The organism is Sphingomonas sp. PvP056 (assembly GCF_040549155.1).
In the GTDB taxonomy this organism is placed as follows: Bacteria; Pseudomonadota; Alphaproteobacteria; order Sphingomonadales; family Sphingomonadaceae; genus Sphingomonas.
Genome location: NZ_JBEPST010000001.1, coordinates 574,508 through 593,195 on the forward strand (window position 1 = coordinate 574,508; position 18,688 = coordinate 593,195).

Sequence of the window (18,688 nt, forward strand, 5' to 3'; positions counted from 1 at the left end):
TTCGATCCGCAGGGCGGAGGGTATGGTCCCTCAGTCAACGCCGTAACCGGATCGAGGCACTGGCGGTTCGCATGGTCTCCCAAGCTGGAGCTTCCGGCCGCTGACCATGTCAGGAGGTTGCCGGGGTGTCGTGAAGACCCCCGGCAGCCTCTTTTCATTTGGGGGTATCGCACTGGGAATGCTTGTCGTTCCGACGCGATCGCCGCATGATCCGGGCAGGGTATGACCGGGGAGAATATGGGATGATGATCCGAACTGCAGCGGCGGCCTTGCTGATGTTGCCGACCGCGCTGGCGGCGCAGGATGCTTCCAACGTTCCGGTGCAGGTCGAGGAACAATCGATCGACGCGTTGCGCGCGCAGATGGCGCAGGGGACGAGCAGCGTCGCGATCACCCAGGCCTATCTCGCGCGGATCGCGGCGATGGATCGCACCGGGCCGACGCTGCGTGCGGTCATCGCGACCAATCCCGATGCGGTCGCACAGGCCAAGGCAAGCGACGCGCGCCGCAAGGCGGGCAAGCCGCTCGGCGCGCTCGACGGGATCCCGGTTCTGATCAAGGACAATATCGAGACCAGGGATCCGATCGCCACGACCGCGGGCAGCCTCGCGCTCAAGGACAATGTCACGCGGCGCGATGCACCCGTGGTGGCGGCGTTGCGCAAGCAGGGCGCGGTGATCCTCGGCAAGACCAACCTCAGCGAATGGGCCAACATCCGCTCGACCCATTCGATCAGCGGGTGGAGCGCGGTCGGCGGGCTGGTGCGCAATCCCTATGCGCTCGACCGGACCTCGTGCGGATCGTCGAGCGGGTCGGGGGCGGCGGTCGCGGCGAGCTATGCTGCGGTCGCGATCGGGACCGAGACTGACGGATCGGTCGTCTGTCCGTCGTCGATGAACGGACTGGTCGGACTGAAGCCGACACTGGGCATGGTCAGCCGCACGCATGTCGTCCCGATCAGCCACAGCCAGGACACGCCGGGCCCGATGGCGCGGAGCGTGCGCGACGCCGCCCTGCTGTTCAACGCAATGGTCGGCGTCGATCCCGCGGACCCCGCGACCCGCGAGAGCCAGGGGCATATCCACGATTTCGCCGCCCCGCTGGCGGCGGCATCGCTGAAGGGCGTGCGGGTTGCGGTGTTGCGCCCCGACATGCCCGATGCCCTCAAGCGTCACTATGAAACGACGCTTGAGGTGCTCAAGGCGCAGGGCGCGATCCTGGTCGATGCGGACATGCCCAAGCTCGACGGGATCGGCGAGGCGGAACTGCTCGTCCTGCAAACCGAACTCAAGGCGGACCTCGACACCTATCTTGCGACGACGCCCAAGACCGTGACCACCCGGACGCTCGATCAGGTCATTGCGTTCAACGCCGCCAATGCCGCCACCGAAATGCCGTTCTTCGAGCAGGAGACCTTCGTCGCCGCCGCGAAGACGCGCGGCCTTGCCGATCCGGAATATCTCGGCGCGCGCGCCAAGTCGCTGCGGCTCGCGCGTGCCGAAGGGATCGATGCGGTGCTGACCAAGGCACAGGCGACGCTGATTGTCGCGCCGACCTACGGGATGCCGTGGTTGTCGGACACGGTCTACGGGGACAATTTCAACGGGCCGAGCGCGAGTGAACTGCCCGCCATTTCAGGCTATCCGCATCTGACCGTGCCGATGGGGCTGGTGCGCGGCGTGCCGGTCGGCCTGTCGTTCATCGCGACTCGCTGGGCGGACCAGGCGGTGCTCAATGCGGGTTATGTGTTCGAGCAGGCGGCCAAGGCGCGCGTCGTCCCGAAATATCTGCCGACCAACGACGCCGGACCGGGGCTCGGGGGCGCGCGGTAACGCGCGTCCCGACGCTTATTCGAGCAATTCCGGTCGGATGTGGATCGCGATCAGCGACATGCGCACTTCGATCAGGAAGGAGATGAGCGAGGCGATCAGCAGCCCCATCGCGAGAATGAACGACAGCGCGACGACGGTGCCGATGTGCAGCTTGACCAGTTCGGCAACGAACAGCAGCGCGACAACGAGGCACGTCATCACCGCGCTCGACACGGCGAGGACGAGCGATGCGTTGATGACGGTCATCCGCTTGTCGAGCAGGCGCAATTCCCACACGTGGCGGTCATGTTCGGGCCCCTGCGACGCAGGATGCAGCGCCTCAAGCGCACGCGCGCGATCCACGACGCGCGACAGCCGCCCAGCGAGCACATTGAGCAGTGCCCCGATTCCCGCCAGCATGAAGACGGGCGACAGGGACAGCTGGATCGTCTGTGCGATCGTCGTAACGGCGGGATAGGGATTCATCCCGGGTGTTGTGCGCAATGCGCCGGGCCGACGCAAGCCGCACGGAGCCGACGCCGCAGTTCCGCGTTGACGCGTGATGACCGAACTCGATCGTCTTCAGGAACAAATGGAAGCTGCTGCTTCCGCTCTGGATTTTGAGGAGGCGCGGCGGCTGCGCGACCGCATCAGCCTGTTGCGTGGTGGAGCCGAAGCCGACGACGCGGCGGCGGCCGACACGGCTGGTCTGGTGCGGCAACAGCCCGGCGCGATGGGGCTTGGGTCGAGCCAGCAACGGATGACCCCGCCCGCCGGCTGGACCCCACCGCGCAAGCCCAACCCGATGACGCGCGGCAGATCGCGCAAGCGATAAGCGTTACACGCGCAGGTAGCGGAAGTACCACACCTCGCGGCCCTGCCGCCGTGCCTTGCGTTCGTAGCGCGTCTCCGGCCAGTCGTCCGGCCGGGTGAAGAAATCGGCAGGGCCACGCGCGGTCCATTCGAAATCGCGGCGTTGCCCCATCACCATCATCGCCCAGCGGCAATAGGTCGGGTCGTCGGTGCCGAGCCGGAATTCGCAGCCGGGCTTGAGCTTCGCCGCGATCAGATCGAGCGGGCCGTGGTTGACCATCCGCCGCTTGGCGTGGCGCGCCTTGCGCCACGGATCGGGATGCAGAAGATACAGCCGCGACAGCGACGCATCGGGGAGCCGTTCGACCACGTCGAGCGCGTCGCCCATGTGGATGCGGACATTGTCGAGCGCGTCGTCGCGGATGTGCGCGAGCGCGCCGACCACGCCGTTGAGGAACGGCTCGCACCCGATGAAGCCGGTATCAGGGCGCATCGCTGCCTGTCCTGCGAGATGCTCGCCTGCGCCGAACCCGATCTCGACCTCGAGCGGGCGGTCCGCGCCGAACAGCGTCGTCGCATCCAGCGGGCCATCGGTCGGCACGCTGATCTGCGGGAGCAGCGTTTCTACCAGATCGGCCTGGCCCAGCCGCAATTTGTGCCCCTGTCGCCGGCCATAGAGGCGGCGTGTCGTCATCGGATCGGTCATCCCGCGGGCGTGTAGCGCGGGATCGTGGCGGAGCAAAGGGCCCCAGCGGTCGTTACACTGCTACAACGACGGGATGATGGGAATGATCGAGCGAGGCCGCGCGGACGAGGCTGGCGACCGGCCGGGGGATATGGCAGGGAACGGCGACGTGGAGGCGATCAAGGCCGCCAATGCGCAGGAACTTCACCGCGCGGTGCGCGAGTCCGGCGCGGAAGAACTCGAACGCCCGGTTTCCGCGCTGTTCTGGTCGGGTCTGGCGGCGGGCCTGGCAGTGACCGCGTCCCTAGTCGCGGAGGGGGCGATCGCGGCGCATGTACCCGCCGGGCCATCCCGCGCGCTGATCATCGCGCTCGGCTATCCGATCGGTTTCGTGATGGTGATCCTAGGGCGGATGCAGCTGTTCACCGAAAGCACGGTGACCGCGATGCTGCCGCTTGTCACCACGCCGTCGTGGGACGCGCTGGGGCGGACGCTGCGGTTGTGGGCGGTCGTGCTCTGCGCGAATTGCATCGGGACCGCCATGGCAGCGGGCGCCTTCGCGGGAATGGCACTGGGCGATTCCACGCTCGACGCTGGGATGATCGAAGTGTCAATGGCGATTACCCACCACGGCGCGATCGAAACCTTCTTCAACGCGGTGCCGGCGGGGTTCCTCATCGCAATTGTAGCCTGGTCGCTGCCCAACGCGCGCGAACATGCTTTGCTGGTGATCTTCGGCATCGTCTATGTCGTCGCGATCGGCGGGTTCAGCCATTCGATCGTTGGATCGAGCGAAGCCTTCCTGCTGTTGTGGACGGGCAAGATCGGGATCGGCGGCGTGCTCGGCTTCCTTGTTCCCGCGGTACTCGGCAATCTGCTGGGCGGGGCAGGGCTGTTTGCGGTGCTCGCGCACGGGCAGGTACAGGAGGACGGGGAATGATCATGTCCGCAATGGACCGATTTCCCCGGTTCGCCCGTTCGGCGCTACACATTGGGAGACGCGGACGATGAGCAAAGTGACCAAGGCAGCGAAGGAATTGGTGCGGATGGACCGCAAGGTGGCGCACGACGCTGCCAAGCACCGCGACAAGCCCAGCGTCAAACTGCTTGGAAAGCTCAGTGAGGGTGCGGATCAACCGCCGTTGCTGCTGCTGGGGGCGGGGACGCTCGTGGTCGGTGCGTTGTTGCGCCAGCCGACGATCCTGCGCACCGGCGCCCGGATGCTCGCAAGCGAGATCGTCGCGACCGGCATGAAGACGGTGATCAAGCGTTCGGTCGATCGCACGCGCCCCAAGAAGGCGATCGAGACAGGCAAGCACAAGTTCGAAGCAGGCGACAGCAAGGAGCATGACCAGAGCTCCTTCCCGTCGGGGCATACCGCGGGCGCAGTCGCCGTGGCGGGGGCTCTGGCGCAGGGTGCCCCGGTAAGGGGAGCTGCGGCCTATGCCTTGGCCGGCGGGGTCGCGGCGATGCAGTTGCCGCGCGGGAAACACTATCTGCTCGATACCGTCGCCGGAGCCGCGATCGGCTTCGTCGCGCAACGCGCGGCGAGCGCTGCCGTCCGCGTGACGGAACGAGTCATCGTGCGCGCGCTCGAACGACGGCGCTGACGACGGCGCCGTTTTTGCGGTGCCAATTCTCGCGCATGAGATGCTGACTGGGTAGGGTGCTCAGCGTTTCAAGGTAGCGGGTATCCCGGGCGCGGCATAAGCCGCGCCCGGTGCAGGATCAGGCGACGGCAGCCTTGAGCGCGTCGACCAGATCGGTCTTTTCCCAAGTGAAGCCATCCGCATCGGGCTCGCGCCCGAAGTGTCCGTAGGCTGCAGTGCGCTTGTAGATCGGCGCGTTGAGCTTGAGGTGCTCGCGGATGCCCTTTGGCGTCAGGCGGACGAGCTGCGGGAGCACTTCCTCGATCTTCGCCTCAGAAACGGTCCCGGTGCCATGCAGGTCGACATAAAGCGACAGCGGCTCGGCAATGCCGATCGCATAGCTCAGCTGGATCGTGCAACGGCGCGCGAGGCCCGCCGCGACGACGTTCTTCGCGAGATAGCGCGAAACATACGCCGCCGAGCGATCGACCTTCGTCGGATCCTTGCCCGAGAACGCGCCGCCGCCATGCGGGGCCGCACCGCCGTAGGTGTCGACGATGATCTTGCGCCCGGTGACGCCAGCGTCGCCGTCCGGACCGCCGATTTCGAACGCGCCGGTCGGGTTGATGTAGATTTTGGTCGCGTCGGTCACGAAGCCCTCAGGCAACGTGTCCTTCATCACGCCGGCGACGTAGCTGCGCAGTTCTTCGTACAGCGCCGGGTTGGCGTTGTCGCCCTGGAGGCAATAACCCGCCTTGTGCTGGGTCGAGACGACCAGCGCGGTCGCGCGGACCGGCTTCTCGTCGCGATATTCAAGCGTGACCTGGCTCTTGGCGTCGGGCTCGAGGAACGGGGCGGCGCCCGAATGACGGTCTGCGGCCATCCGCTCGAGGATCTTGTGGCTGTAGTAGAGCGTCGCGGGCATCAGGCCCGGGGTCTCATCGGTCGCGTAGCCGAACATGATGCCCTGGTCGCCGGCACCCTCGTCCTTGTTCGCGCCTTCGTCGACGCCCATTGCGATTTCGGCGGACTGGCCGTGGAGGTTGTTCTCGAAACGGAAGTTTTCCCAGTGGAAGCCCGACTGCTCATAGCCGATCTCGCGAACGGTGTTGCGCACCGCAGCCTCGATCTCGGCGAGCGCGCCATCGGCCCATGCGCCGTTCTCGTACACGCCCTTGCAGCGGATCTCGCCCGCGAGGACGACGAGGTTGGTCGTGGTCAGCGTCTCGCACGCGATGCGCGCCTGGGAATCCTTGCTCAGGAACAGATCGACGACAGTGTCCGAAATCTGGTCGGCAACCTTGTCGGGATGACCTTCCGAGACGGACTCGGAGGTGAAGAGAAACGAAGCGCGCATTGATGAAACCCTCGTCTGGGCGCGAACCGGGATGACCGGAACACGCATATAAAGCTTTCCTTATATGTGCTCCTATCGTGCCAACCGGCGGATGGCAATTGCCGTTAACGCCAGCACGACCCCGCACAGGAGCGCCATCAGGTTGCCCATACGCGCGAACAGGGTTGGCGGTGCCGCGCGCGGGATCGGAAGTTCGATCGCCCCGCGGGTCTCCCATGGGATCGCCGCAAGCACTCGCCCGCGCGCATCGATGATCGCGGAGATGCCGGTCGGGGTCGCGCGGATGATCGGCAGGCCTTCCTCGATCGCGCGCATCCGCGCCTGCGCCAGATGTTGCGCAGGGCCCCAACTGCCGTACCAACTGTCGTTGGATGGATTGAAGATTAGGGCAGGACGGTGGCGGTGGTCGACGATCGAGCCCGAGAAGATCATCTCGTAGCAGATCGCGAACCCGACACGCCCGATGCCGGGCAGGTCGACGCCGTCCGGCCCCTTGCCGGGGGCAAAGTCGAAGTCACCGGGGACGAGTCGCGACAGCCCGATCGCGGACAGCAGCGGTCGCAGTGGGAGATACTCGCCGAACGGCACCAAATGCGCCTTGTCGTAGCGGGTGACGATCCGCTTCTGCGCGTCGATCGCGAAGATCGCGTTGGTCGCGGCGGTGACGTCCCCCGCGGAGTCGAACAGCAGCGCGTTGCCCCCGGTCAGCACGACATCGCGCGAGCCGAGCAGCGCCGCGATCCGCGCGCGGGTCAGGAACGGGGCGGAGTCGCCGTAATATCCGGGCGGATAGCCATCCTCGGGCAGAAAGCGCAGCGCGCCCTCGGGCCAGACGATCAGGCGGGGCGCGCTATGCGGCGTGCCGCTGAGGCCCGCCAGCGTGCGCAGGTTCGTCTCGGCATAATCGTCGCGCGGGCGTTGCTCCTGGTCGAGATCGGGCTGGACGACGCGGACGCGGGGGGCATCGGCTGCGAAGGGTGCGGCGGGAGTCGTGTCGATCGCGGTCAACGCGAGCACCGCGACCACGCCGGCCACCGCGACGGGAAACCGCCACGCCCGCCGGGCCGCGAGCAGGATCGCACCCGCCGACAGCACCGCGATCCCCGATAGCGCATAGGTGCCGAGGAAGCGCCCGCTTGCCGCGACCGGGGTCGGCAGCCACAGTTCGGACAGCGGATTCCATGGATAGCCGGTCAGCAGCGTCCCGCGCAGATATTCGGTCGCGATCCACGCTGTGGCAAAGATCAGGACATAGCTCGCGTCCAGCACCGGGCGCCGGAGCTTCCATGCGACCCCTGCCGCGAGCATCGGGAAGATTGCGAGATACAGCGACAGCAACGCAGGCGCGAACCAACCGAGCGCATGCGGCATTGCGTCCTGGAAACTGAAGGCCTTGGCGATCCAGTTGTTGCCGATCGTGAAATGCGCAAAGCCGAACAGCCACCCGCGCCACAGCGTCGCGCGTCGTGTCGGGGCCTGGTGTACCAGCCATATCCAGGCGGCGAAACAGCCGAGCGTGACGGGCCACAGCGCGAGCGGCGCGAAACCGACCGCGGCGATCCCGCCGAGCAGGAAGGAGAAAAGGGCAGGGCGCTGGGTCATCGGGTGGCTATCGCGTGATCGAGGAGGGGACGCAACGGCGGAGCGATCTTACCTCTTTGTGCTGCTTCCCCTCTTTGCGCTTCCCCGGCGAAGGCCGGGGCCCAGGAGCGATGGCCGACGTAACGAAGCGCAGCAGCCGCAATCTTCTGTTCCTCTCTGGGGCCCCGCCTGCGCCGGGGAAGCGCCAGTGGTTTGGAGGTGGCGCCCAACAGGTTGAAGGTGACGCGCTCCCACGTCGCGGTTATCATGCCGGCATGACCCGCCCCTTCCATCTCGCCTTCCCCGTCCACGACCTCGCCGCCGCGCGCGCCTTCTACGGCGAGACGCTCGGGTGCACCGAGGGGCGGAGTTCGGACCAGTGGATCGATTTCGATCTCTACGGCCATCAGATTGTCGCGCATCTCGACCCCGCCGCAAAGCCCGTCGCGGTGTCGAACGCGGTTGACGGCCACGCGGTGCCGGTGCCGCATTTCGGCGTCGTGCTGACGATGCCCGACTGGCAGGCGCTCGCCGAACGGCTGACTGCGGCCGGAACGCGCTTCGGGATCGAACCGCACACGCGCTTCGTCGGGCAGCCGGGCGAGCAGGCAACGATGTTCTTTTATGACCCGAGCGGCAACGCGCTCGAGTTCAAGGCGTTTGCCGACGACGCGATGATCTTCGCGCAATGATACGCCGAGGCGTGAAGGACCTGACATGAGTGAACCGATCGTCGTCGAAATTCCCCACAAGCTCGGGCTCGCGGGGGCGCGTGCGCGCGTCGATGGCGGGATCGGCAAGCTTGCAGGGATGTTTCCGGGCGGCGCTGCGGTCGATCATCGCTGGGAAGGCGACACGATGTTCTTCACCGTCGCGGCGATGGGGCAGCGTGTAGCGAGCAAGCTGACGGTTGCGGAAAGCTTGGTCCGTGCCGAGGTCGACCTGCCACCGTTCCTCGCGCTGTTTGCCGACAAGATCCGTGCGAAGCTGGCGAAGGAAGCGCCCAAGATGCTGGAATAACGCCTATTACTGGCGTCATGCTGAACTCGTTTCAGCATCCACTGGTGAGCGCATCCAGCACTGGCTGGGCAGGACCACGGTGGATGCTGAAACGAGTTCAGCATGACGGCGGTTCAGGGGCAGGGCGGCGCGCGCTACTTCGCGCTCACTCGCCACACCGTGTTACCAACGTCATCCGCGACCAGAAGTGCACCCGCGCGATCGAATGTCACCCCGACCGGTCGTCCCTGCGCCTCGCCCTTGGCGTTGAGGAAGCCGGTCAGCACGTCGACCGGCTTGGCACCCTTCTTGGGGAAACCGAGATCCCCGAACGGCACGAACGCTACCTTATAGCCCGACACCGGCACGCGGTTCCACGAGCCATGCTCGCCGACGAACGCGCCATTGCTGTAGGTCGCCCCCAGCTTCGCGTCGGACGCGAAGGCCAGCCCCAGTGCCGCCACGTGTGGCCCCATCGCGAAGTCGGGGCGCTTGGAATATTCCTGCAAGGCCGGGTTCTCGGGCTTCACGCGCGTGTCGGGATAGCCACCCCAATAATACCAAGGCCAGCCGAAGTTATCCCCCAGCCCGACGCGCGTGATGTAATCGGGGACGATATCCGACCCCAGCATGTCGCGCTCGTTGACCGCGACCCACAGCGCGTTCGACTTCGGCTCGAACGCCATGCCTTGCGGATTGCGCAGGCCCGCGCCGAACACGCGATAGTTCTTGGCCTGCGGATCGACCTGAAGGATGTTCGCGCGGTAGCGTTCCGCACCCATGCCGTTCTCGGCGATATTCGACGACGAACCGACACCAACATACAGATACTTGCCGTTCGGGTCCGCGATCAGCGTGCGCGCCCAATGGTTGCCGCCGCCGTTGAGCGGTATGATCCGCTCGGGCTTGGCGTCGATCTTGGTCTGGCCGGGCTTGAACGGCACGCGGACGAGCGCGTCGGTGTTGGCGATGTAAAGATAGTCGCCGAGCAGCGCCATGCCGGTCGGCGAGTTGAGTCCGCCGATCAGCACGGTCTTCTGTTCCGCCACCCCGTCGCCGTTGGCGTCGCGCAGCAGCGTGATGCGATTGGCCGAGGGAACGCCAGCGCCAGCGCGTCCGAGCAGGTAGCGCATCACCGTGTCGGTGATGCTGCGGCCCTTGCGTGGCGGCGAATTGGTTTCGGCAACCAGCACGTCGCCATTGGGGAGGCGATAGAGCCAGCGTGGATGCTCGAGTCCTTGCGCAAACGCGGCAACCTTGAGCCCCGCTGCGGCGACCGGAGTCGCGCCTGCGGGCCAGCCGACCGCCTTGGCCACCTTGGTCGTCGGGATCGTCTGTTCGCGCGGCGCCGAGATGGTCGGGCGCTCGCCTTCGACCTGAGCAATCGGGAGCCGGGCGGGCTCGGGCTGGAACATCCACCAGAGGACCGCGACCCCGACGATCGCGAAGATGCCGAGGATGATGAGAATGTGTTTGCGCATAGCTGCTTGATAGGGCGCAGCGGCGCTTGGTGGAAGGGCTAGAGTTGGCGGTGCGTCATCCTCGCAGCCGGGGGAGGGGGAATCCTCCGATGTACAAAAATGGCGGTGGCGCTAGCGCCACCGCCATTTCGTATACAGCAGGTTCTCCCGCGAAAGCGGGAGCCCAGGGTTACCGGCGTTGCCCGTAACACTGGGCTCCTGCCTGCGCAGGAGCACGGTCGACGTTACGCGACCGCAGGCTCGCCTTCGACATGGCCCGACGCGACGTCGAACCGGTCCGCGTTCATCACCTTGACCCACGCATCGACGAAGTCCTTGACGAACTTGTCGCCCGCATCCGCCGAGGCATAAACTTCCGCAATCGTGCGAAGCTGCGAGTTGGCGCCGAACACCAGATCGGTGCGCGAGGCGGTCCACTTCTGCTCCCCAGTCTCGCGCAACGTGCCGAGATATTCCTCGTCGCTTTCGTCGCTGATCTGCTTCCACGCCGTCTGCATGTCGAGCAGGTTGACGAAATAGTCGTTGGTCAGCTGACCCTTGCGGTCGGTGAACACGCCGTGGTTCTCGGCCTTGGGGTGGTTCGCGCCGAGGACACGAAGCCCGCCGAGCAGCACCGCCATCTGCGGGCCGCTAAGCCCCAGCAACTGCGCCTTGTCGACCAGCAGTTCCTCGGTCGGAACGCTGAACTTGACCGACAGATAGTTTCGGAAGCCGTCCGCCTTGGGCTCGAGCACGTCGAAGCTCTCGGCATCGGTCTGCTCGGCCGACGCATCGGTCCGACCCGGCAGGAACGGCACTTCGATCGTCTTGCCGGCCGCCTTCGCCGCCGCCTCGATCCCGACCGAACCGCCGAGCACGATCAGATCCGCGATCGAGACCTTCTTGCTACCGTGACCGTCGAACTCGGCCTTGATGCCTTCATAGACGCCAAGCACCTTGGCGAGCTGCTCGGGCTGGTTGACCTCCCAGTCCTTCTGCGGGGCCAAGCGGATACGGCCGCCATTCGCACCACCACGGTGGTCCGACTGACGATAGGTCGAGGCCGACGCCCAGGCGGTCGTCACCAGCTCGGCTACCGTAAGCCCCGAATTGGCGATCGCCTGCTTGAGGCCACCGACATCCCCCGCGTCGATCTGCGGATAGTCCGCCTTGGGGATCGGGTCCTGCCAGATCAGGTCCTCGGCCGGAACGTCGGGTCCGAGATAGCGGACCTTCGGCCCCATGTCGCGGTGGGTCAGCTTGAACCAGGCGCGCGCGAAGGCATCGGCGAACGCCGCCGGATCCTTCTGGAAGCGCTTGCTGATCTCGAGGTAGGCCGGGTCCTTCTTGAGCGCCATGTCGGCGGTCGTCATCATCGTCGGGACCTTGACGCCCGGCGTATGCGCCTTCGGGGCGAGCGTTTCCTCGGGGTTGCCGATCGGCTGCCACTGGTGTGCGCCCGCCGGGCTCTTCACGAGTTCATACTCGTGATCGAGCAGCATGTCCCAATAGGTCTGGTCCCAGGTGATCGGCGTCGGCGTCCAGGCGCCTTCGATCCCCGAGGTGATCGTGTCGTCGCCCATGCCGGTACCGTGCGTCGACACCCAGCCCATGCCCTGCGTTGCGATGTCTGCGCCTTCCGGCTCGACGCCGACGAGCGATGCGTCACCCGCGCCGTGCGCCTTGCCGAAGGTATGGCCACCCGCGGTCAGCGCAACGGTTTCCTCGTCGTTCATCCCCATGCGCGCGAACGTCTCGCGCATATCGCGCGCCGAGCCCATCGGGTTCGGGCAGCCGCCGGGGCCTTCCGGGTTGACGTAGATGAGGCCGAGCTGGATCGCGGCGAGCGGGTTCTCGAGCGCCTTGCCCGATTCCTCGTCGATGCGGGTCTGGCCGAGCCACTCTTCCTCGGTGCCCCAGTAAATGTCCTTCATCGGCTCGAACACGTCCTCGCGCCCGCCACCGAAGCCGAACACAGGGCCGCCCATCGATTCGATCGCGACGTTGCCCGCCATGATGAACAGATCGGCCCAGCTCAGCTGCTTGCCGTACTTGGACTTGATCGGCCACAACAGGCGACGCGCCTTGTCGAGGTTGCCGTTGTCCGGCCAGGAGTTCAGCGGCGCAAACCGCTGCGAGCCCGACGATGAGCCACCGCGCCCGTCACCGGTGCGATAGGTGCCGGCGGAATGCCACGCCATGCGGATGAAGAACGGGCCATAATGCCCGTAATCGGCCGGCCACCACGGCTGGCTGTCAGTCATCAGCGCGGTCAGGTCGCGCTTTACGGCGGCGTAATCGAGTGCGTTGAACGCTTCGGCATAATCGAAGTCGTCGCCCATCGGGTTTGCCGACAAGCCGTTCTGCTGGAGGATTTCGAGGCTCAGCTGGTTCGGCCACCAATCGCGGTTGGTGCGGCCGAGCAGCGTGCGCATTGCGGCGGGTTCCTTGCTCGGATCGCTCAGCGGGCTGCCGGATGTAATTGCGTCCATGGGTCTCTCCATTCGACTCTTCTAAACTCAGTCGGGAGTTTGCCATGATCCGGGCGATCGATGAAATGCATTAATCCGAAGATAGTGATCGGTTGGGTGATATTTGGAGTGCGGTGGTGCGCGAAGTGTGATGACGGCATCCGGAAACCGTTGGAGCTCGTTGAAACCATACGCTTCCCCGGCGAAGGCCGGGGCCCAGTAGCAATGGCCGAAGTAACAAAGCGCTGTCCTCACCTTTAGCGTTCCGCTCCTGGGCCCCGGCCTTCGCCGGGGAAGCGACGACTGGGGAAGGGGAGCCCGCTTAGTCGTCCCGCCCCTCAGGCTCCGGGCGTGGCGGATGCAGCCGCAGGCTCAGCACGCGGCGCGTATCCGCTGCGACCACCTCTAGTGTCCAGCCGCTGTCATGCACGATGCAATCGCCAACCTTGGGAACATGCCCCGCCAGCACCGCGGCCAAGCCGCCGATCGTGTCGATATCGCCATCGACCTCGGCCAGCCGCTCGTCGATCGTCTCGCCGACATCCTCGAGCTCGGCGCGCGCATCGACATCCCACGCACCGCCATCGAGCGGGACGAGCAGCGCGGTGGGTGCGTCGTCATGCTCGTCCTCGATATCGCCGACGATTTCCTCGATCAGATCCTCGATCGTGACGAGGCCCTCGGTCCCGAAATATTCATCGAGCACGATCGCGAGATGAACGCGTTTCTGCCGCATATCGGCAAGCAGATCGAGCGCGCCGCGCGACATCGGCACGTATAGCGGTTCGCGAATCAGCGGCGCGATGCTTGTCGGATGTTCCGCGCCGGTCGCGAGGATCTGGAACACGTCCTTGATGTGGACCATGCCGATGATCGTATCGAGCTTCTCGCGGTACACCGGCAGGCGGCTGTGCCCCGCTTCCGCGAACAGCGCGACGAGGTTGGCGAAGCTGGTCGCTTCCTCGACCGCGATGATGTCCGCGCGCGGCACGCCGACGTCGCCGGCATCACGCTCACCGAAGTGGAGCAGGTTGCGAACCATCGTCCGTTCGAGCGGGGAAAGGTCGCCCTTGGCGTCGGGGCCGGGATCGTCCTCATGCGCATCGATCGCTTCTTCAAGCGTCGCGCGGAGTGATTCGTCGCCAGAATGGCCCGAGATCCAGCTGCGGAACGACCGCCAGATACTGTTTTCATGCCCCGCGGGAGCATGGGTGACACCGCCGTTATGGTTGGCGGTGCCGGTGGTACTTTGGCCGTCGGGCATGGGGTTACGTCAGTCCTCAGCGATCATATACGGGTCGGCGATGCCAAGTGCGGAGAGGGCCGCGATCTCGATCGCTTCCATCGCCCCCGCCTCGTCATCGTCCATGTGGTCATACCCTAGCAAATGCAGCGTGCCATGCACGATCAAATGCGTCGTGTGGGTTTCGACGGTCACGCCTTTTTCCGCCGCCTCACGCGCGCATGTCTCATAGGCGAGGACGATATCGCCGAGCAGCACCTCGCCATCGTCCGAATTCTGCGTGATCGTGTCGAGCAGATCGGCCTGCACCATCGGGAAGGACAGGACGTTGGTCGGCTTGTCCTTGTGGCGATATTGCGCGTTGAGCGTCTGGACTTCGGCATCGTCGGTGAGACGCACCGAAATCTCGACCGTCGCCGCGCCGGTAGCGAGCTGACCGTGCGGGGTGCGCTCGATCGCAGCGGCGGCGGCGCGGGTGGCAAGTGCCTCCCAGTCGTGCTCGGGCCAGATGTCTTCGTGGGAGAGGGCAATTTCAAGCATCAGGCAAGATCCGTATGGAGGAAGTCGTCGCCCTTGTAGAGCAGGGTCGCGGCGTTGGTCTTGGCGCAGGCGTACGCAAAACAGTCGCCCATGTTGAGTTTGGCGGGATGACCGGTGCCCTTGTCGTAACGATGATACGCTTCGACCGCGACGCGGCTCTCGGCGGCGGCGATCGGAACCAGACGGATCGCGAAGTCGGCGACGAAGCTCTCAATTTCGGAAGACGCGAGCGGGATGGGAACGGTTCGAACCTTGGCGACGGCGCGCGCCGTCGCCCACAGCGCGATCGCCGAACATAATATCTCGTCAGCCGCGCCGATCGTTCCTCCAGTGCAGGTGACCCCGGCTCCCCGGTCATCATCGCGACCATCGCGGATGCATCGAGAAAGAGGATCAATCCTCGTCCTCGTCATTCAGCGAATCGTAAAACGCCTTGTCGGCGTCGAGACCGGTCGGTTCGCCGAGCGGATGGGCTGCACGCCACGCTTCGAGCCGATCGTGGATGCTGCCGCTCCGTTCGGCCTGCAGGGCCCGTTTGCGATGTTCAAGCGCGTCGTGGACGGCCGCCGTCTTGCTGGTCCCCAGCAACGCGGCGACCTCTCGCGCCAGGTCTGCGGTGTCCTGGTTCTTGATATAGAGCGATGCCATCGCAGCCTCCGGGATATCCCAAATATACGTTCGGGATTTCCCCACCGTCAATCCGACTTGCCTTCATACGCCTCGACGATCCGCCCGACGATCGGATGGCGCACCACGTCGCCCGACCCGAAGCGACAGATCGACAGCCCTTCGACCCCCTCCAACCGCCCGACCGCATCGTTCAAGCCCGAAGCGTTCATGCCTCCGGGAAGATCGGTCTGCTTTGGATCGCCGCAGATCACCATCCGGCTGTTCTCGCCGAAGCGGGTCAGGAACATCTTCATCTGCGCCGGCGTGGTGTTCTGCGCCTCGTCGAGGATGATGAACGCGTCCGCCAGCGTCCGCCCGCGCATGAACGCGATCGGTGCGATCTCGATTTCGCCGCTCGCGATGCGCCGCTCGACCTGCTCGGCGGGGAGGCAGTCGTTGAGCGCATCGTACAGCGGGCGGAGATAGGGATCGACCTTCTCCTTCATGTCGCCGGGGAGGAAGCCCAATTTCTCGCCCGCTTCAACCGCGGGGCGCGACAGGATCAGCCGCTGGACGCTGCCGGTGATGAGCTGTGCGACGGCTTGCGCGACCGCGATATAGGTCTTGCCGGTGCCCGCTGGCCCGAGCGCGAAGATTATGTCGTTGTTGAGAAGTTGGCGCATGTAATGCGCCTGGGCGATCGTACGCGGGACGATCGTCTTCTTGCGCGTGCGGATCATGATCTGTGGCACCGCGCCGCCGCCCGAATCCGCCTGGAGGATCCCCGCGAGCGTCGGCTCGCTCGACATCGCAATCACCGCGTCGATCAGCCCTGTGTCGACCACTTCGCCGCGCGCGATGCGGTTGTACAGACCGTGCAGGACGTCGCGCGCCTGCGCGACCGCCTCCGCGGTCCCCTCAAGCCCGACCTTGTTGCCCCGCGCGGTAATATAGACACCGAGCTTGTTCTCGAGCGCGAGCAGGTTCTGGTCGAATTCACCGAACAGCTGCGCCATCAGTTGCGGACGGTCGAACAGGACTTCGGTGCGGCTACGATCGCCGGATTGCGCGGGGACTGGCTTGCGGCTCATGCAATTCCTTTGCTGGGACAGCGCAGACGGTGGACGCCACGAGAATGGGCGCTGAACGGAACGCGAACATGGGGAGCGATGGCGATCCCGGCAAGGACGGCGGCACGCTGCATGGCGGTATCCTGAAGATGTCTTTGCCATCGCCGATCGAGTCGCGGCACAACGGAGCGCGGACCTATCGGCGCGCGGGTGGGACGCCGCTGCAGTTTCAGCGCCGCAGGCCGAGGCGGATCAGCACGACTTCTGCTCCGGACAGGAGGATTCGCCCGACACCCAGCAGGATGTAGGCCCACAGCGCCGGTGGATTCGGCTTCCACTGGCCGGGTGCAAGTTCCAGGGGGGCGGGGTCGGGGAACATTGTTCGCATGCTGCTAGAAATCGGCATGTTTGTCGAGGAAATGTGTACGCGGCTGTCGTCGCAGGCGTCGCGTCGTCGCCGGCCCAGGCCGATGCGGATACAGCCTGCAGGCTGCCGGCTGCGGGGTGTTACCTCCACTACCGACCAACCCGCGTTACGAAATCTTAGGACTCCGCTGTCAAAGATGCCGCTCTCGGAGAACGGCATATGGTTATGACTGCACAACTGTTTCTGCAGGAAGATGATGCCCAGCAAGCGCAGGGTCCCAGCGGTCGTCAGGCGCCGCGTCAGCCGATCGTGGCGGGTGCCACGGTGCGCGACGAAAGCGCCCGGCCGATCGACGCCAAGGTCCTCGACATGTCGGCCACCGGCTGCCTGATCGTCGTAGACGGCGTGATCGCGGTGCCGTCGAACATCAGCATCGGGATCGCCGGGATCGGCAGGGTTTCCGCACAGATCGTGCGCCGTAACGGCTCGCGCTACGGGTGTGCGTTCGATGAGCGGCTGAGCGATGCCGCGATCCTTGCGGCACGCGCGGTCGAAACCGTTGTACCCTTCGCAACCTCCGCCGACCCGCTTCCCACTGGCGCCGACATGACCGAAACGCTTCCCGAATTCCAGCGCCTGCCGCTGCGCACACGTGCGCTCGTCATCGTCGGCGCGTCGCTCGCCTTGTGGGGCGTGGTCGTGACCGGCGTCGTCGCCGCGGCTGCCGCGCTTAGCTGACGTCGGTCAGCACGGGTTCGGCACCCGAAACCGAATTGGGTCCGGCCTGTGTGATGTCCACCGTCACGAGATCGCCGATCGCGGCATCCGTGACCAAGTGGACCGACTGCAACCACGGCGACTTGCCGAGCATCTGGCCGGGCAACTTGCCCTTGCGCTCGATCAGCACCGCACACCGCCGCCCGACGCTTGCCGCGTTGAACGCCGCCTGATCGCGATTAAGCGCCGCTTGCAGCCGCTGCAGCCGTTCGTCCATCACCTCGGCGGGCACCTGATCGCCCATCGTCGCGGCAGGCGTGCCGGGACGCGGCGAATACTTGAAGCTGAACGCCTGTGCATAGCCAACCGCATCGACCAGGCTCAGCGTTTCCGCGAAGTCTGCTTCGGTCTCGCCCGGAAACCCGACGATGAAATCGCCCGACAGCGCGATATCAGGACGCGCAGCACGAACGCGATCGAGAATGCGCAGGTAGGAATCGCGACTGTGACTGCGGTTCATCGCCTTGAGGATGCGGTCGCTGCCCGCCTGCACCGGCAGGTGGAGGAACGGCATCAACTTGTCGATGTCGCGGTGCGCGTCGATCAGCCCCTGCGTCATGTCGTTGGGATGGCTGGTGGTGTAGCGGATCCGCGCGAGGTCCGGGATTTCGGCAAGCGTTGCTACCAGATGCTGCAACCCGCGCGTATCGTCGGTCCACGCGTTGACGTTCTGCCCCAGCAACGTGATCTCGCGGGCGCCCGCATCAACCAGCGACTTGGCTTCGTCGACGATCTGCGTGAACCCGCGGCTGACTTCTGCACCGCGCGTATAGGGCACGACGCAATAGGTGCAGAACTTGTCGCACCCTTCCTGCACGGTCAGAAACGCACTTGGTGGGACCCGACGGCGCGCCGGCAAATGCCCGAACTTCATGTCGACCGGCATGTCGGTGTCGAGCGCGGATTCCCCCCGCGCCGCCTTCGCGACCAACTCCGGCAGATTGTGATAGGCTTGCGGCCCGACCACGACATCGACCTTCGCCCGGCGGACGATCTCCGCCCCCTCAGCCTGCGCGACGCACCCGGCGACCGCGATCATCGGGTCGTTGCCGTGTTTGCGCAGGCGACCGATGTCCGAATAGACTTTTTCGGTCGCGCGTTCGCGGATGTGGCAGGTGTTGAGCACGACCAGGTCGGCTTCGGCGGGATCGGCCTGGGTCAGCCCTTGCGCCGCCATCAGTTCAGCCATGCGATCGCCGTCATAGACGTTCATCTGGCAGCCGAACGATTTGACCGCGAAGGTCCGCGGCGCCTTGTGGGGAAGTTTTGGGTCCGGTGTCATGATCGGCGCGGCTATAGGCGTAATTGCGCTGCGA

20 protein-coding genes are annotated in these 18,688 nt (G+C 65.6%); 7 read left to right on the forward strand and 13 right to left on the reverse strand.

Annotation, left to right across the window (positions count from 1 at the left end; all coding sequences use genetic code 11):
* Positions 1–242: 242 nt before the first annotated feature.
* The gene (locus tag ABIC17_RS02730; protein ID WP_502958395.1) at positions 243–1,832 is read left to right on the forward strand and encodes an amidase; all 1,590 of its coding nucleotides are present in this window, start codon (positions 243–245) and stop codon (positions 1,830–1,832) included.
* A 15-nt stretch (positions 1,833–1,847) separates the two neighbouring features.
* On the opposite strand, the gene ABIC17_RS02735 is transcribed toward ABIC17_RS02730, so the two are convergent.
* The gene (locus ABIC17_RS02735; RefSeq protein WP_354279115.1) at positions 1,848–2,297 is read right to left on the reverse strand and encodes a DUF2721 domain-containing protein; all 450 of its coding nucleotides are present in this window, start codon (positions 2,295–2,297) and stop codon (positions 1,848–1,850) included.
* A gap of 76 nt (positions 2,298–2,373) precedes the next feature.
* Here ABIC17_RS02735 and ABIC17_RS02740 point away from each other — a divergent pair, with 76 nt between their 5' ends.
* Positions 2,374–2,646, forward strand: coding sequence for a UvrB/UvrC motif-containing protein (locus tag ABIC17_RS02740; RefSeq protein ID WP_354279116.1), 273 nt, complete (start codon positions 2,374–2,376; stop codon positions 2,644–2,646).
* A 3-nt stretch (positions 2,647–2,649) separates the two neighbouring features.
* Here the strand turns inward: ABIC17_RS02740 and trmB are convergent, their stop codons facing one another.
* Positions 2,650–3,330 (reverse strand): tRNA (guanine(46)-N(7))-methyltransferase TrmB, encoded by a 681-nt coding sequence (gene trmB / locus ABIC17_RS02745; RefSeq protein ID WP_354279117.1) that lies wholly within the window; start codon positions 3,328–3,330, stop codon positions 2,650–2,652.
* A gap of 82 nt (positions 3,331–3,412) precedes the next feature.
* Between trmB and ABIC17_RS02750 the strand changes: the two genes are divergently transcribed.
* Together ABIC17_RS02750 and ABIC17_RS02755 are read left to right on the forward strand one after the other, a co-directional pair.
* Positions 3,413–4,249: a formate/nitrite transporter family protein gene (locus tag ABIC17_RS02750; protein WP_354279118.1), complete on the forward strand. Its 837-nt coding sequence runs from the start codon at positions 3,413–3,415 to the stop codon at positions 4,247–4,249.
* A gap of 67 nt (positions 4,250–4,316) precedes the next feature.
* Positions 4,317–4,919, forward strand: coding sequence for a phosphatase PAP2 family protein (locus tag ABIC17_RS02755; RefSeq protein ID WP_354279119.1), 603 nt, complete (start codon positions 4,317–4,319; stop codon positions 4,917–4,919).
* Between the two features lie 118 nt (positions 4,920–5,037).
* On the opposite strand, the gene metK is transcribed toward ABIC17_RS02755, so the two are convergent.
* Both metK and lnt read right to left on the reverse strand, forming a co-directional pair.
* Entirely contained in the window at positions 5,038–6,255 is a 1,218-nt protein-coding gene (gene metK, locus ABIC17_RS02760; RefSeq protein ID WP_354279120.1) for a methionine adenosyltransferase, read from the reverse strand.
* 72 nt (positions 6,256–6,327) lie between these two features.
* Positions 6,328–7,857: an apolipoprotein N-acyltransferase gene (lnt, locus tag ABIC17_RS02765; RefSeq protein ID WP_354279121.1), complete on the reverse strand. Its 1,530-nt coding sequence runs from the start codon at positions 7,855–7,857 to the stop codon at positions 6,328–6,330.
* A gap of 254 nt (positions 7,858–8,111) precedes the next feature.
* On the opposite strand from lnt, the gene ABIC17_RS02770 reads away from it, so the two are divergent.
* A complete protein-coding gene (locus ABIC17_RS02770) occupies positions 8,112–8,528 on the forward strand; it encodes a VOC family protein (protein ID WP_354279122.1) in 417 nt (138 codons plus the stop codon).
* Positions 8,529–8,553: 25 nt separating this feature from the next.
* Positions 8,554–8,856 (forward strand): polyhydroxyalkanoic acid system family protein, encoded by a 303-nt coding sequence (locus ABIC17_RS02775; protein ID WP_354279123.1) that lies wholly within the window; start codon positions 8,554–8,556, stop codon positions 8,854–8,856.
* A gap of 134 nt (positions 8,857–8,990) precedes the next feature.
* On the opposite strand, the gene ABIC17_RS02780 is transcribed toward ABIC17_RS02775, so the two are convergent.
* The 8 genes from ABIC17_RS02780 to ABIC17_RS02815 all read right to left on the reverse strand — a co-directional run bounded on the left by ABIC17_RS02780 (position 8,991) and on the right by ABIC17_RS02815 (position 16,616).
* Positions 8,991–10,316 carry a PQQ-dependent sugar dehydrogenase gene (locus ABIC17_RS02780; RefSeq protein ID WP_354279124.1) on the reverse strand — a complete coding sequence of 442 codons (1,326 nt, stop codon included), beginning with the start codon at positions 10,314–10,316 and terminating at the stop codon, positions 8,991–8,993.
* 224 nt (positions 10,317–10,540) lie between these two features.
* Positions 10,541–12,787, reverse strand: coding sequence for a catalase/peroxidase HPI (katG, locus tag ABIC17_RS02785; protein WP_354279125.1), 2,247 nt, complete (start codon positions 12,785–12,787; stop codon positions 10,541–10,543).
* 301 nt (positions 12,788–13,088) lie between these two features.
* Positions 13,089–14,030 (reverse strand): hemolysin family protein, encoded by a 942-nt coding sequence (locus ABIC17_RS02790; protein ID WP_354279126.1) that lies wholly within the window; start codon positions 14,028–14,030, stop codon positions 13,089–13,091.
* 9 nt (positions 14,031–14,039) lie between these two features.
* Positions 14,040–14,549, reverse strand: a complete 510-nt coding sequence (gene ybeY / locus ABIC17_RS02795; protein WP_354279127.1) for an rRNA maturation RNase YbeY — start codon at positions 14,547–14,549, stop codon at positions 14,040–14,042.
* Positions 14,549–14,962 carry a PIN domain-containing protein gene (locus ABIC17_RS02800; protein ID WP_354279128.1) on the reverse strand — a complete coding sequence of 138 codons (414 nt, stop codon included), beginning with the start codon at positions 14,960–14,962 and terminating at the stop codon, positions 14,549–14,551. The genes ybeY and ABIC17_RS02800 overlap by 1 nt, the downstream gene beginning before the upstream one ends.
* Positions 14,943–15,197: a type II toxin-antitoxin system VapB family antitoxin gene (locus tag ABIC17_RS02805; RefSeq protein ID WP_354279129.1), complete on the reverse strand. Its 255-nt coding sequence runs from the start codon at positions 15,195–15,197 to the stop codon at positions 14,943–14,945. Before ABIC17_RS02805 ends, ABIC17_RS02800 begins: the two co-directional genes overlap by 20 nt.
* Before the next feature lie 47 nt (positions 15,198–15,244).
* Positions 15,245–16,249 carry a PhoH family protein gene (locus tag ABIC17_RS02810; protein ID WP_354279130.1) on the reverse strand — a complete coding sequence of 335 codons (1,005 nt, stop codon included), beginning with the start codon at positions 16,247–16,249 and terminating at the stop codon, positions 15,245–15,247.
* Positions 16,250–16,457: 208 nt separating this feature from the next.
* On the reverse strand, positions 16,458–16,616 hold the full coding sequence (locus tag ABIC17_RS02815) for a hypothetical protein (RefSeq protein ID WP_354279131.1): 159 nt from the start codon (positions 16,614–16,616) through the stop codon (positions 16,458–16,460).
* 198 nt (positions 16,617–16,814) lie between these two features.
* Between ABIC17_RS02815 and ABIC17_RS02820 the strand changes: the two genes are divergently transcribed.
* Positions 16,815–17,333 carry a PilZ domain-containing protein gene (locus tag ABIC17_RS02820; RefSeq protein WP_354279132.1) on the forward strand — a complete coding sequence of 173 codons (519 nt, stop codon included), beginning with the start codon at positions 16,815–16,817 and terminating at the stop codon, positions 17,331–17,333.
* On the opposite strand, the gene miaB is transcribed toward ABIC17_RS02820, so the two are convergent.
* Complete coding sequence (gene miaB / locus ABIC17_RS02825) at positions 17,326–18,654, reverse strand: tRNA (N6-isopentenyl adenosine(37)-C2)-methylthiotransferase MiaB (RefSeq protein ID WP_354279133.1); 1,329 nt, start codon at positions 18,652–18,654, stop codon at positions 17,326–17,328. The two genes, ABIC17_RS02820 and miaB, sit on opposite strands and share 8 nt — an antisense overlap.
* Positions 18,655–18,688: the final 34 nt, after the last annotated feature.